Raw genomic sequence first — 15491 nt, 5'->3', positions numbered from 1 at the left:
GGTCACAATCTGAATTAAATCTCTGCTAAAAAGCACTCAAGCCCTAACTAACGCTAAACAGTGTAAATATATTTTGTAACAAGCATTTTGTAATAAATATTTTGTAATAAATACTTTGTAATAAATACATTTTTACAAACCAATGCGGGTTTCGACCAGAAGCAGGCTGAGCTGCTGGTCGATTGGATAGTGCATATCGAGTAAACATGTGAACGCTCGCCTTCAGAGCATAGCAGTTCAAATTCGACAAGTATTTACTTTATTTATAAGGAGAAGTGATAAATGCTAACTTTGCAGCAAGTATTAGAACTTAACAAAAATTCACACTCCTAGCTGATGTCAGACACATTCAGGATTCATTCTGAGGTGGCTGACCCCCAACCAAATAAATTGGATTTGTAGGTAGCATGGAATAATGCAAGCCATGCAAGATAATTTGTTTTTAAACCTCCCAATAATTTGAGCAACATATAAGTTTTTTCTACAGACTATCTGAGTACGTTCTGGCAGATCTCCAGCAATCGTAAACAGTCAACCACAAATCTTAAATTCTCTTATAGTTAGTCATATCGAAAACCTACAATCGTAATTTAATTGCGTGGGCTTCTGCGTCGCAAAAAGTCAGGAATATCAAGTACAGATTTTTCTTTGGGCTCCGGAGTTGGATTTGGAGAATTCAACGGTTGAGTAGAAGGTGACTGCCGCTTTTGTGGCTGTGGAGCCATACGTACATTTGTAACGTTTTGCGGTTGCTGTGGAGGTAGATCTCCTGTGAAGCCAGTTGCGATAACCGTAATTCTCACTTCTCCTTGGAGGCGATCGTCAATCACAGCACCAAAAATAATATTGGCATTAGGATCGACCACTTCATAAATAGCTTCTGCTGCTGCATTCACTTCATGTAAGGTGAGGTCGCTACCACCAGTAATATTTAATACAACACCCCTCGCACCTTCAATGGAAGACTCGAGTAATGGTGAAGAAATTGCTGCGATCGCAGCTTCTCTGGAGCGAGACTTACCAGAACCAATGCCAATTCCCATCAATGCAGAACCAGCATCTGCCATAACAGCCCGCACATCAGCAAAGTCAACATTAACTAAACCAGGGATGGTAATGATGTCGGATATCCCCTGAACACCTTGACGCAATACATCATCTGCATAACGAAAAGCTTCTTGCATGGAAGTTTGCTCGGGGATGACTTCCAGCAGTTTGTTATTGGGAATAATAATTAAGGTATCTACCCTACTTTTTAAACCTTCAATACCTTGTTCTGCTTGAGTACTGCGACGACGTCCTTCAAATATAAATGGACGCGTTACCACCCCAACAGTCAAAGCACCCATTTCTTTTGCAACTTCAGCTACTATCGGAGCAGCCCCAGTACCGGTACCACCTCCCATACCAGCAGTGATAAATACTAAGTCAGCACCTTCTAAAGCTGTAGCAATTTCATCCCGAGACTCTTCTGCGGCTTTTTGACCAATTGCAGGATTTCCACCAGCCCCCAAACCTCGGGTGAGCTTTTGCCCAATTTGTAATCGGCTCGGAGCTGATGCCATAGTTAAAGCTTGCGCATCAGTATTAATCGTCCAAAATTCAACCCCACTCACATCAGAGGCAATCATGCGATTAACAGCATTTCCGCCGCCACCACCGACACCAATTACCTTGATGTTAGCAACGCGACCCGGCACAATATCGCCAATCCGATTGTCCTCAAGAGGGGTTTTGCTATCGTTATTTTGTCCAAAAGTTAATCCGGAGTGACTAAAAGGATTAGTAGAGTTAACCGCTAAGGATAACTCTGGCTGTCCCGGAGATTGAGAGTTTCTGTAGGTAAGCCCTTGGTTGTTATCAAGTGTCATCAGATTTGTGTGCAAGTAGATAAACGACTTTTAAGGTGCTTTTCACCCGCATAGTCAACTATAGTTTGACGCGGTCAAGATATAATGTCCTGGTTTTTCTCTTGTTCTTTTCTCTTCCAACCCTAACAGGATTTGAGAAGTGAAACCTTGTCGTGGTTTTAAGCCACTACGATACGCGATTGGTTCTTGAAGCACCACATCAAAAACAACTGCATCGCCAATTCTAGAGAAGTATACCTATAATTACCGATAATTGAAATGTATAACTTAACTCTCAACTTGTTTACCTTTTCTTTCTTTCGCTTAGTCGGTGACATGTATTTTTTGTTTCTCCGTTGGCTGGTACAAAGTACTATTTTTCATCCCAAAAGTCATTATTTTTATAAGTATATGTGGTGAGTGTTCTTTTTTATCTCAATATAAATACCTTTTTAGCTCGAGTATAAATTGCCATCACTTGGAAAAATACTACTACAACATCAATTATCTTTTACCTCCTTTTTAGTTAATTTATACAGTATATAGTCTTATAAAATACATGCATTACTTGCGTATATGTTTGTAACAGCAAAAATGTCGGCCAATTCAGATTAATTCTAAAGAAACTACAATACTGCTATTATCTGTTTTTATGATTTGATTTGCGGAATTTGACATTTGGGGTAACTGCAATTTAAAACACGTTTATTTGTTTTCGATTAAATGTGATTTTAAGCTAAGATATTTGCTCATTTGCTTTTTAGGTGATTTGAAGACTTTCACACTAATGAAAGTTTTGTAGTAGCCATTTCTCTGGTTGGGTTATTTTCAGTGAAATCATCAGAGCGTGACATTATAACCTACCTGTGGGCTGATTAATTGTATTTTCTACATGTTATAAAGATAAACTCAATCTAAAGATAAAATCATAATAGAAGTTTGTCTGTAATGAATATTAGTCAACAATATAAATCATCCCTTATTGTAGTTAGCTAAACTCTTCTTTAAATTCATCTGTTGACGAACATAGATGATGTTTGTGCAAGAACTAACCATTGATAGCAAAACATGCTTCTATGGGTTAGTGCAATACCTTAAAATCAGCGTAAGCTGCATTCAAAACATATAAGATTTACAGCTTAGATTACATCATTAAATTGTCTAACATCTAGCACGCAATATATAAATGTCAAGTTCGCAACTAAGTAACAACTAAAAATAATTGTATTTGCAGAAAGTATCCTTGAGGGTAAATGGTGCTATCTTGACGATGGTTTAAAACAGAATGATTTGTAAATTATCTGTGAAAAGTTGAAAATTTACACATCACAAATATATGTTGTAAGAGAAAATCTCTGAACCTATTCAAATTTTCAATTGAATAAATACATCTTATAGTTTTATTTTTGAAAGAATTTACAATTAATTTTTGCGCTTTTTATGATTCATCTGTACTAAGGGCTTTTTAGGGTTTCTGAGGTCGATGTAATTTATTTGATCGAGGTTTAGTTGTGTTTTAATTTGGCGCATTTGTGCCAGGGTTCTAATTTGTTCTGGCAAAATATCACTAGGAGAGCCTAATAAAACCTTTCCTAATTCTGTATTCAAAACTAGGTTTGCAGGATTTTGAAATTCGATAGCTGTAACTTTGATAGAAGTCTGATGTAAAGTCTCATAAAGCAAAATCCACGAGGAACGATATTTTTCGCTATAGCCTACGACTGAGAGACTAGGTAAGCCAAAATCGGGGTTCAATGATGTACTTTTCCCCACCGGTATCCAATTTCCATTTGCATCAATCAGCCCAGAAATTGATTCTTTATCTCCTGAAGATAAGGATTTTTTTGCGATTGCAACAGGTACTCTTTCTTTTATTTGAACTACTATTCCTGGTGGAAATAAACGACGACTTACCACTGCTCGTGCAATCCCTGGTTGTTTGGTTAAGGATTTACTAATCTTTGAAGGTTGAATGCGCCATAAAGACTGGGGATAAGATAGTGTCATCGCAGAATGAATAACTTTCTCATCTAAAAGCCGGTTACCAGAAACAACTATTTGCTTTGGAGCTTTTAATACCCAAATAGGCTGAAAAACTACCCATATCAAGCCTGCAGTCATGCTACTTACAGCAAAAGTTTGCCATATTGTTTGCACAATTTTTACTTGTTTCTGACGGCGTAATTTATTACGGCGCTTTTGGAGGTCGCGATGGGAGACTGATGCGATTTGTGTCATTCAAACCCCTTTCTATTTGCAGTCAAATTAATCTTTAATCGCACTTGAATTATCTAAAAATTAAATTTGATACTTCGATGCTAATTCAAATTTCTAGCCGGAATTATTGTTCAATTCAGCAATAACCTAAAGCGATCGCGATAAGATTACCGCACTGATATAAAGATTTCCTTAATTCTTTGACTTCAAAATGCAATTAAATATAACTCCTTATAAGGAGAATGATGATTTTTGTCTGTCTGAAAGACTACAAAGGTAGTTATTGCTATTTAAATCTTTTAATATCTCTTCTTTTTGCTATTCGAGAGACTTTTTACAGGGAACTTGCTTGACTATGGAGGTGATTCTTAATAAGTAAATTGGATATTATTGTATCAATATTTAGTCTTCAAGGAAAGAAAGATTCGAATTAAATTTGTTGTCGGTTCCATCATTCATAAATTGATTTTTCTACTGAACTCTTTACACACAAAGCCTCCTAAAAATTTCTGTCCAACAAAAATTATATGAGATGTCAACCAAAAATCGTAGTTTAGAGAACTTATATAAAGTTAAATTTTGCACATCTCAAGTAATTTCCCATCAAGTTTAATGATTTTCAAATCTGTGGGTTACAAAAGTTTGATTACCGGGAAACAGATATGCCTAAATCATTAGAATGATGTTGGATAGCTATTATGTTGTGCTCATTTTGGTGTATCCCATCTCAATTATGCAAAGAAAATTTCTCTTCTGAAGTTCAATACTCCCAATTGTGCATCCCTGAAATAATTTATTTGTACTATAAAATTTATTTGTACTATAAAGCAGTTGGAGTAAAGCTTGAGTAATATTTAGTTTGCTAGGTTTGATGTGAAAATTATAAATACTCTACCGCATATAATGCCAAAACTTACGCGTAAATAATTTTTGTTTCGCACGCATCAAAGCACAAAGTTATTTAAGATACTTTTAATAGCTCGACAGTAATAGTATCAACATCAATTAGACTTATTTAAGACTGAGACTAAATTTACACAATTAGCTTACCAAATTAGCGCTTAGCGACAGCATCGCGTATGTGCAAAGTTTCTATCATGAATATATCCTGATATGAGCCTATAGCTAAGGCTAACGATAAAAAAAATGGGATTCGATCTATATTTATTTTCTCTCCAGTAAATATTTAAATTCAGTAATTTAACTGATGTTGACTCACGACTTGTATTTGTTAAAAACTCCTTAGGTGTTGGCAAAACAATAAATGCAGGTGTAAAAAGGACAAATGACTCAGTATATTCAGGGTTATATTAATCCTTTTTGTCTTAACTAAAATCGCTTTGGCACAGGGTTGAAGCTGTTAGGGGGTCGAACGCTCATAGTCGAACGCTTATAGTCGAACACTTATAAATTAGTTACAAGTGATGATTGCATCTACATGAGACATACACTTAATTTGCTACGTTTTTTTAAAGCCTGTAATCCTAGCAAAACGCTAGCTATGGGCGATGTTGCCGACCGACAATACTATATAGATTTTTCCGATGTTCGAGGTTGCAAAATAGTCGAGGAACTACAACGGACGATCGCACGTATATCTCCCGATGAGCCGACCTGTCAGTTATTTACGGGGCACATTGGTTGTGGTAAATCTACAGAGCTACAAAGGCTCAAAGCTGAATTAGAAAGTGCGGGTTTTCACGTAGTTTACTTTGAGTCTAGCCAAGATTTGGACATGGCAGATATTGATATCAGCGATATTTTGTTGAGTGTGGCACGTCAAGTCAGCCTTAGCTTAGAAGCTGTTGGGATCAAGATTACAGCAGGTTATTTCAGTAACTTGTTTAAGGAAATTGGAGATTTTTTTCATAATTCTATAGAGCTTTCGGAAGCTGAGCTTTCTATAGGAATTGCCAAGATTACTGCAAAAACCAAGGATAGTCCACATTTACGCACCCACTTGCGACAATATTTGGAGCCTCGTACCAACAGCATTTTGCAAGCCATTAACGAAGAAGTATTAGAGAAAGCCATTAAGCAACTTAAATTTAGGGGACAAAAAGGATTAGTTGTAATTGTTGATAACTTAGATCGGGTAGACATGCGCCCAATGCCGTCAGGGCGATCGCAACCAGAGTATTTATTTATTGATCGGGGCGAACAATTACGCAGGCTCAATTGTCATGTTGTTTATACTATCCCTTTAGGATTGATTTTTTCTAATGAGTATCAGACTTTAAAAAATCGCCTCGGAGGAGGAATAGCTCCAAAAGTATTACCAATGGTAAGGGTGCGTCAACGTTCTGGTGGTGACTACGAACCAGGAATGTCTCTTTTACGCCAGTTGGTATTAGCTAGGGCTTTTCCGGATATTACTTGGAATGCAAGATTTGCTCTGATTACCGAATTATTCGATAATTTGGAGACATTAGATCGTCTGTGTCGGGTAAGTGGCGGTCACATTCGTAATCTATTGGGTCTACTTTACAGCTGCTTACAAAGGCAAGATCCACCTTTCTCTCAAGCATGTTTGGAAGCTGTAATTAAAGATTATCGAGATGATTTGCTATTAGCAATTGACGATCAAGAGTGGGAATTATTATTTCAAGTTGTAGAACAACAAACAGTCCGAGGCGAAACTGAATATCAAAGATTACTCAGAAGTATGTTTGTATTTGAATATCGCGATCCCCAAGGGAGATGGTTTGGAATTAGTCCAGCCCTTGCAGAATCAGAAAAAGTACTTTCTTGGCAACAAGAACGTATGCTAAGTGTCCCCCAATCTTAAAATCTCTTCAACCTGATTTTAAACTTTTTGATTATTAATCGTTGATTGTTGATGAATAATTCTGCTTTCTGACTAAAGAATGCTATATTTTCATTTTTGTAAATTCAAATTTTTTAAATCTAAATTTTTTAAACATAAATTTTTTAAACATAAATTTTTGTAAGTTTTAATTGATAACTTCTAAGTTTATTTTATTAAAGCTCTATTTTAAATTATGAGAGAGTGGGAAATTACAGAAACAAGTGTGGCTCCAAATAAGCATTCCCTACAAAGGCTTATCCGAGCGATTGAACTTTCTCGAAGTCAATTCTCACTAATTTTAGTGCGCTGTAACTATCAACAATTACGCGAACAAGTTGTAGAGAATATTCGCAATTTAACTAAGGATATATATTTAAGAGAAATTCTCCTTCCATCCTCTGCCACAACTTTACATAAGGCAATAATTTCAGAATTGTTTTTAGATAATCCTGCTGTGGCTTCAGATTCTTTACCAACTTCAGTAATAGTCTTTGGTTTAGAATCTAATCTTGCATTGGAAGATTTATTAACTAGTATTAATCAAGCTAGAGATGTCTATGCTGACAAGTTTCCTTTCCCAGTTATATTGTGGTTACAAAATGATGTTGCAACTTTATTATCGCGATTAGCTCCTGATTTTAAAAGTTGGGCTGCAACTACAATAAAATTTGAAATGTCCCAAGAGGACTTAATCACTCTAATTCGACAAGAAACAGAATGTTTGTTAGACACTATATTAGCTGCAGGTACAGAACAATTTTTATCAAATGCAGCTTTAGATTTAGATCCTAGTTCTCCACATCGTCGAGAAATTGAGTCTGCTCGGAATGATTTACTGCGACTATATGGAGTTAACTTAGAACCAGAATTATCAGCAAATTTAGAGTTTGTTTTGGGGCGGGATAAATATGTTAATGATCAAATTGATGATGCTTTAACTCATTATCAACATAGCTTAGAGTTTTGGCAGTCAAAAGTTAATGAGGAAACAATCTTATTAACTGAAAAAAAAGAAGAATCATTGAGTTTAAATTCTTGTTTTTCTTCCGGTCGTCTAGCTGTTGTTCTATTTCATTTGGGATTATGCTATCGCCGAATGGCCGATCTGCGTCCCTCACTTAATAGAATTTATGGAGAAAAAGCACTTAATTGGTTTCGCCAATGTTTGGAAGTTTTAGAAAAAGCTGATAAACCACAATTAATTGCTAAGTTTATTATCCCTGTTTGTGAAACATTACAACGCTTAAAAGCCTGGGAAGAATTAAGAATTCTGGCTCAAAAAGCCTTAGAATTACACAAAAATTACGGCGATCAAGCACAATTAGCTCAAGATTATGGTTTCCTTGCTGCAACAGCAATTTCTGATTCTAACTGGATTCAAGCTTATGAATTAGTAAATACAGCAATTTCCCATGCAACATTTGCTCCTAAAGCATCGCGTCAACAAGAAAGCTGGTATCTATTGTTATTAGGACGCATTCAAAGAAATTTAGACCGATGGGACGAAGCAGTAAATAATCTAGAATGGGCAAAAGTAGTTTGCGAGTTACAATACCAACCAGCACTTTATTTAGAAATTATTGAAGAACTGCGATCGCTTTACTTTTGCCAATTTCATAATTATCTTCAAGCTTTTAAACTCAAACAAGAAAAAATTCAAATAGAACATCAGTATGGCTTTCGCGCCTTTATTGGTGCAAGTCAATTACAACCACAACGCTATCGGGTGAATCCAGTTTTACCATTTCAAAATATAGATTCCCCTTTAGAAGAAGTTGCACCGGAAATTACCGCATCCGGTAGGTCCCAGGACATTAATCGATTGATTGAGAGAATTAGCCGCGCTGACTGCAAGTTAAGTATTATCCACGGTCCCAGTGGAGTTGGGAAAAGTTCAATTTTGAAAGCTGGATTAGTACCTGCACTCAAGCAAAAAATTATTGGCGACCGTCAAGCTTTACCAATTGTTATATCAGTTTACACTGATTGGTTAGAAGCTATTTCCAAAAATTTAGATAGAGCTATAGCCCAGACAGATATTACAGTTGGTTTTAGTTTAAAAGTTTCCCCTAGCAATGTTATTCGGAAAATCCAGTTACTATCTGAGAAGAATTACATTATCATTCTGATTTTTGACCAGTTTGAAGAATTTTTCTTTGTTTGTAAAACTAGTCAGAAAAGATATGACTTTTATAAATTATTTGGGGAATGTTTAAATATCCCATTTGTGAAAATTTTACTTTCTCTAAGAGAAGATTATTTACATTACCTCTTGGAATTTGAGCGTTACAGTAATTACCAAGGTGAAAAAGTTTACGATCTAGGAGTAATTAATCGAAATATTCTCGATAAAGATATTCGCTATTACATTGGTAAATTTTCTCCTGGCGATGCAATCGAAATTATTCATAGCTTAACTCAACGCTCCCATTATGAAATTAGCGATGAATTGATTGCAGAATTAGTCGCAGAGCTAGCTGCTGATGACTCACAAGTCCACCCCATCGAACTACAAATAGTAGGGGCTCAAATTCAAGCCGACAATATTACAACAATTGAAGCATATAGACAGCGTGGTGGTTCGGCAAAACTAGTAGAATGCTGGTTGGAAGAAGTGATTAAGGATTGCGGTCAAGAATACGAACGGTTAAGTTGGCAATTACTTTTTGAATTAACCGATGAGAAAGGTACGCGACCTCTAAAAACAAAAACAGAATTGATCGGTGCTCTACTACAGGAATTTGCAAGCGAACTGGATCTTGGCGGAGAATGGGAAAGTGTAGATTCTTCTGGTGAAATAGAATTTAGCGACCAAAGCGATCAAGATTATGTTAATACAGAGATATTAATGGTATCTCCCACCAGTTTGGGATTAATTCTAGAAATACTGGTCGGCAGTGGATTAGTTCTACAAGTACCTACTGAATTAGGCGATAAGCGTAAGCCCTATGCATGCAATCGCTATCAATTAGTCCATGATTATTTAGTAGCTCCAATTCGGCGAAAAAATAATAGTGGGGTGAGTGCAGAACTAGAGAAAGTTAAGTTTGAGAAAACCAAAGCTGAATTAGCACATAAACGTTCTCAAGACCGATTAAATTTAATATTACGCACCAGACTGCGCGAAGCACGTGTAGTTGGAATGGTATTAGCAGCAATGGTGGGAAGTATTGGTGGGCTATGGTGGCAAGCTGATTTTCAAAAAAGAGCAGCATTTCGTCAAACTTTACGCGCCGAACGTAGCGAGACAAATCTCAAAATTACCAGCTTAACCATTGCAAGCGAAGTTTTATTTACCAATAATAAAGAATTTGATGCTCTTTTAGAAAGTTTGCGGGCTTGGCGAGAACTAAAACAATCTTCAGGGGTACAAGCAGATACTAGGATGCGGGTAGCGGTAGCTTTGCAACAAGCAATCTACGGCGTAAAAGAACTTAACCGTCTAGAAGCACACAAAGACGCTGTTTGGGATCTCAGCTTTAGTCCTAATGGAGAATTATTGGCGTCAGGAAGTCGGGATAAAAGTATTAAAATTTGGCATCCTAATGGTTTCCTCAGCCAAACTCTTCAAGGTCATACCGGTCGTGTTACTAGTGTTAGTTTTAGCTCGGACGGAAAAACTCTTGCTTCTGCTAGTTTTGATAGAACAGTTAGACTTTGGCGATTAAATCCAAACAGTAGGAAATTTGACTCCAAACCCCACAAAATCCTCAAGGGGCATAAAGATTGGATTTATGCTGTAGATTTTAGTCCAGATGGCAAAATGTTGGCTTCTGGAAGTAAAGATGGCACCATTAAACTTTGGCAAAGTAACGGCAAGCTAATTAAAACTCTTAAGGGACACCAAGGATGGGTTAACTGGGTGACTTTTAGCCCCGATGCTAAATTAATTGCTTCAGCAAGCCAAGATGGAACGGTAAAGATTTGGCAACGTAATGGTAATTTGCTCAAAACTTTACCGAAACGTCCAAAAGGAACAACATTTGTCACTTTTAGTCCTAACGGTAAATATTTGGCGGTTGCAGGTCGAGATCGAAAAGTTAGAATTTGGCGGACAGAGAATGAGCAGTTCAATAACAGCCAAATAAATAGTCGATTTATTCCCCATCGAACCTTAAACGAAGTTGATATAGTTTTTAGCCTGCAATTTAGCTCCGATAGCCAAACTTTAATTTCCGGTGGTGAGGAGAATGCAATTAAGTTTTGGAATATTGCCAATGGTAAATTAATCGAAACTTTTAAAGGTCATGGTGATACTGTGACTAGTTTATCTTTAAGTCCCAATGGTAAAGTACTGGCTTCTGCAAGTGTAGATAAAAGCTTAAAACTTTGGGATTTAACAAGTTTGACCTCATCAAAACTACCCATTCTTGAAGGACACAAACAAGGGGTTATAAATCTTTCCTGGAGCCCAAATGGCAAAATGCTAGCATCTGCAAGTGAAGATAGAACGGTCAAACTTTGGCAAATAGCACGGAAAGACTGGCATTTAAAAAGTAAGCTTTATCAGACTTTAAAAGGACATAAAGACCTAGTAAAAAGCGTTAGTTTCCATCCAAAGGAGAAAATAGTTGCATCTGGGAGCAATGACAATACAGTTAAACTGTGGCAATACGATGGTTCTTTGCTCAACACACTTGTAGGACATAGTGATAATGTTAATAGCGTCAGCTTTAGCCCGGACGGGGAGTTAATTGCATCAGCAAGTCAAGATAAAACTATCAAAATCTGGGATATAAAAGGTAAGCTAATTACAACTCTCAAAGGTCATAAAGATCGGGTAAATGAGGTAATTTTTAGCCCGGATGGAAAAGTTTTAGCTTCTGCTAGCGACGACCAAACAGTGAAGATTTGGCAGCGTAATGGTAAATTATTGAAAACTTTTCCCCATCAAAGTTGGGTATTGAGTGCAAGTTTTAGTCCTACCGATAATTTATTAGTTTCTGCCAGTTGGGACAATACTATCGCCCTGTGGCGAAGAGATGGAACCCTATTAAAAAAATTACTTAAAGGTTATAGCGAAAGCGTAAATGCTGTTAACTTTAGCCCTAATGGCAAGATTATAGCTGCTGCCAGCTTTGATAATACAGTTAAACTATGGAATCGCGATGGTAAGCTAATTAAAACTCTTAATGGTCACCAAAGTCGGGTTCTCAACGTAAAATTCAGCCCCGATGGAAACACGTTAGCATCCGCAAGCGATGATAATAAGATTATTCTCTGGAATTTGGATTTAGATAACCTATTAGTACGCGGTTGCGGATGGGTAAACAACTACCTGAACCACAACCACAATGTTCTCCCTAGCGATCGTTATCTTTGCCAAGGTATAAAATAATCTGCTTACTTCCTTACATGGCAAAGTATTTGATTTTGTTTTAGGAGGCTTTTCACTCGAAAGACTCTGCTTCTAAATTTGACAACAAATCTTTCAGCCTCATCCTCTCAATATAAGGCCATCCTCCCTCTGATTCAATTTCACGCAATAATGCATAAAGTCCATGACGATTATCGGGTAAACTCCGTTGAAATTCCTCATCGCAGATCTCACGATGTAACATTTCTAACTTTCTTAGCAAACTTAAAAGTGCAATAGTATCTCCTTGGCAAAATTCAACTGCATCACCAATGGCAGAAGTTATTTCTTGCAGTTTTTGAGATAAATTTTCACGTTCAAAACTTTTATCTACATACATACTTGTATCCCTGTCAATTCAATTAATAAAAATTTACTAATCTCGATTATTCTGTTAGGGCTTGCATGAGCTTTTCCAGCAATAGAAAACCAGAGAAATATATAAAATCCCAATTGCGCTATCAAATAAAAAATTAAATTTTAACCTTTGATTTAAAAACTCAGAATATTTTGTAATCCAAAATACTCAAATTTGCGAAGAACAAAGCATGATTATAAATCAAAAGAATACAGGTATTGCCAATATTTGACTTATATTTACCCTTTAAAGACTTTTAATAGCCCAAATTACTGATTATATAGATAAAAAAACTATTTTCTGCTTATAACTCTCATTATCTCTTAATAAAGACTTTTAACTCACTCTTTCTAGATAATTAAGAAAATTTTAGAGAGTGAAACGGAACTAATTTGTAACCAGCAGCTTTCTCTAAGAATCAATCTCACTAATCGCTTGGCTCTCATTTAGATGAAACAGACTCGGAGAACAAAGTAGCTTATGATACTTTATTGAGGCAGCAGGAGATTTAACGGATTTTATTGAACAATAGATTTTAGCCTTAAGTTTTAAAACTTAACAATTAACTGTGAAAAAATGCTGGTCCAAAATTTCCATAAAATCATAAATTCCTATTATTTCAGCACCCTTTGAGTATTAAGCTAAAAATTAGTACGTCTACGATCGTTCAACTAAAAACCATATTACTTTGTCCAAGTGGTGGCATGATGTTTTGATTTTGAGTTAAAAAAAATCGTATGATCTGGCTTAAATAGCCATAAAAATTGGGTATTACACCCTGCTAAGGACAAACATGATACGTTTAAGTATGTTTAGCAGAGTAATTTGACAACTTAGATATTAAATTTTGACATTGAGGTTGACCATGAGGTTTCGCACTTTACTTGTTGCTGTCTTAGCTTTATGTCTGGGGTTTCTCACCGCTTGTAGCGAGGGTCCAACAGCTGGAAGCAATGATGTACTAAGCTATGACCAAATTAGAAATACAGGCTTAGCAAACATATGTCCCAAATTATCAGAAACCAGTCGGGGTTCAATTCCTATTGACTCGAGCAAATCTTATAAAATTAAAGAACTTTGTTTACAGCCAACAAATTACTTTGTCAAAGAAGAACCCGCAAACAAACGCCAAGAGGCTGAATTTGTAGCCGGAAAATTATTGACTCGTAAGACTTCTAGTTTGGATCAGATTCAAGGCGATTTAATCATTAATTCTGATGGTAGTCTAACTTTTAAAGAAAGAGAAGGTTTTGACTTTCAAGCAACTACCGTAAAACTTCCTGGTGGTGAGAGTATACCTTTCCTCTTTACTGTTAAAGGTTTTACAGGTGAAACACAACCTGGATTAACCAGTATTAATACTTCAACTGATTTTAAAGGTGCTTTCCGAGTTCCTTCATATCGTGGTGCAACTTTCCTTGACCCCAAAGGTCGTGGTGTTGCTACTGGTTATGATAATGCAGTGGCTCTTCCTGCCCAAGCAGATGATGAAGAATTACTTCGTGCAAATGTTAAGCGCACTGAAGTTCTAGATGGAAAAATGTCTTTGTCTATCTCTAAAGTCAACAGCGACACTGGCGAAATTGCTGGTACCTTTATCAGCGAACAGCCTTCTGATACAGATTTAGGTGCTGGTGATCCTAAGGAAGTCAAAATTCAAGGTATATTTTACGGTCTTGTAGAATCTGCTGATGCTTAATTAATTTATGGGAACAGCGAATCCCTAGCATATTAACGAGTAGTGATTTACTCTTTGGATCTTCTTTTAAGAAAACTAGCCGAAATTCTCCAACTTCATTAGAACTTGGTTGTGTAATGGAGGGAACCTAAAAAATTTTGCCTAAAATTTTTGATTGTGTGGTTCCCTCTTACTCTGTTAAAAATAAGTATAAAATTTACGCTAGTTTGAATTTATAATCAATGCATTTGAAGTGTGCGAACCTCCCATACAAATAATTAATAATACTGATAATTAATATCAACTCGACTCATAATAATGATAAAGAAATTAAAGATTAATTTTCTTCCATTGTGTCCTCGTGAGAATTAATTCACGATTATTTAAAGAAAGCTTTATTTAAATATTTAAACCTTCTCCCCAAACAATTAACATTAATTAAATACAGTTATTGCGAAGAAAATCGATCTATGACCAATGAAAGCATAAAAGTGAGTGAAACAACTAAGAAAGAATTAGTAATTCCCAAAATAATCGTCGGATTAGGAAATCCAGAACCAAAATACGATAAAACACGCCATAACATTGGTTTTGCTGCGATTGATGCTTTATCGAAATACTGGCAAATTTCGTTGGCGCAAAATCGTAAATTTAAATCGGAATATGGGGAAGGTATTTGTTTCGGAAGTGAAAAAATCCGTTTACTTAAACCACTGACTTATATGAATCGTTCGGGAGAAGCAATTAGCGCAGCCACAAACTGGTTTAAAATTTCTCCAGAATCTGTTTTGGTGATTTACGATGAACTCGATTTACCCATAGGTAAAACTCGTTTGCGTTTATCTGGTTCTGCAGGGGGACACAATGGGATAAAAAGTACAATATCTCACCTTGGTACTCAGAATTTTCCCCGCTTGCGAATTGGTATTGGCAAACCAAATAAACCTAATGTTCCCAATAGCAACAAGCATACAGTTTCCCATGTTTTAGGGCGTTTTTCGGCAGTTGAGAACCAAATTCTGCCAGAAATATTAGAATTTGTTGTCGAATGTGTTGAATTGTCTCTCAAGCAAGGCGTGGAAAAAGCGATGAATCGTTGCAATGCAAAATTTATTCAAATCCCCCAAGATTAACTCCCCAAGAATCAATCATCTTAAAAAGCAAACACCCAGCACCCCTAACAGGGGTGAGGTGGATTTATCTTAATATCTATAATTATAAAA

Annotated in this window: 7 protein-coding genes; 4 read left to right on the top strand and 3 right to left on the bottom strand. The window is 36.3% G+C overall.

Annotation, left to right across the window (positions count from 1 at the left end; translation table 11 throughout):
* Positions 1-590: 590 nt before the first annotated feature.
* Together ftsZ and BC008_RS17970 are read right to left on the bottom strand one after the other, a co-directional pair.
* A complete protein-coding gene (gene ftsZ, locus BC008_RS17975; protein ID WP_027841036.1) occupies positions 591-1871 on the bottom strand; it encodes a cell division protein FtsZ in 1281 nt (426 codons plus the stop codon).
* Between the two features lie 1401 nt (positions 1872-3272).
* Positions 3273-4088, bottom strand: coding sequence for a cell division protein FtsQ/DivIB (locus tag BC008_RS17970; RefSeq protein ID WP_027841037.1), 816 nt, complete (start codon positions 4086-4088; stop codon positions 3273-3275).
* Positions 4089-5505: 1417 nt separating this feature from the next.
* Between BC008_RS17970 and BC008_RS17965 the strand changes: the two genes are divergently transcribed.
* On the top strand, positions 5506-6855 hold the full coding sequence (locus tag BC008_RS17965) for an ATP-binding protein (RefSeq protein WP_027841038.1): 1350 nt from the start codon (positions 5506-5508) through the stop codon (positions 6853-6855).
* Between the two features lie 214 nt (positions 6856-7069).
* Complete coding sequence (locus BC008_RS17960) at positions 7070-12214, top strand: WD40 domain-containing protein (RefSeq protein ID WP_027841039.1); 5145 nt, start codon at positions 7070-7072, stop codon at positions 12212-12214.
* Positions 12215-12266: 52 nt separating this feature from the next.
* Here BC008_RS17960 and BC008_RS17955 read toward each other — a convergent pair whose 3' ends face one another.
* Complete coding sequence (locus BC008_RS17955) at positions 12267-12572, bottom strand: hypothetical protein (RefSeq protein WP_027841040.1); 306 nt, start codon at positions 12570-12572, stop codon at positions 12267-12269.
* An 883-nt stretch (positions 12573-13455) separates the two neighbouring features.
* Here BC008_RS17955 and psbO point away from each other — a divergent pair.
* Both psbO and pth read left to right on the top strand, forming a co-directional pair.
* Entirely contained in the window at positions 13456-14289 is an 834-nt protein-coding gene (gene psbO / locus BC008_RS17950; RefSeq protein ID WP_027841041.1) for a photosystem II manganese-stabilizing polypeptide, read from the top strand.
* A 449-nt stretch (positions 14290-14738) separates the two neighbouring features.
* Positions 14739-15401, top strand: a complete 663-nt coding sequence (gene pth, locus BC008_RS17945; RefSeq protein ID WP_063800779.1) for an aminoacyl-tRNA hydrolase — start codon at positions 14739-14741, stop codon at positions 15399-15401.
* Positions 15402-15491 lie beyond the last annotated feature (90 nt).

It is taken from the genome of Mastigocoleus testarum BC008 (assembly GCF_001456025.1).
Taxonomy (GTDB): Bacteria; Cyanobacteriota; Cyanobacteriia; order Cyanobacteriales; family Nostocaceae; genus Mastigocoleus; species Mastigocoleus testarum.
Note: the sequence above shows the minus strand (reverse complement) of the source record. Positions and strands in the feature narration are given on the sequence as shown.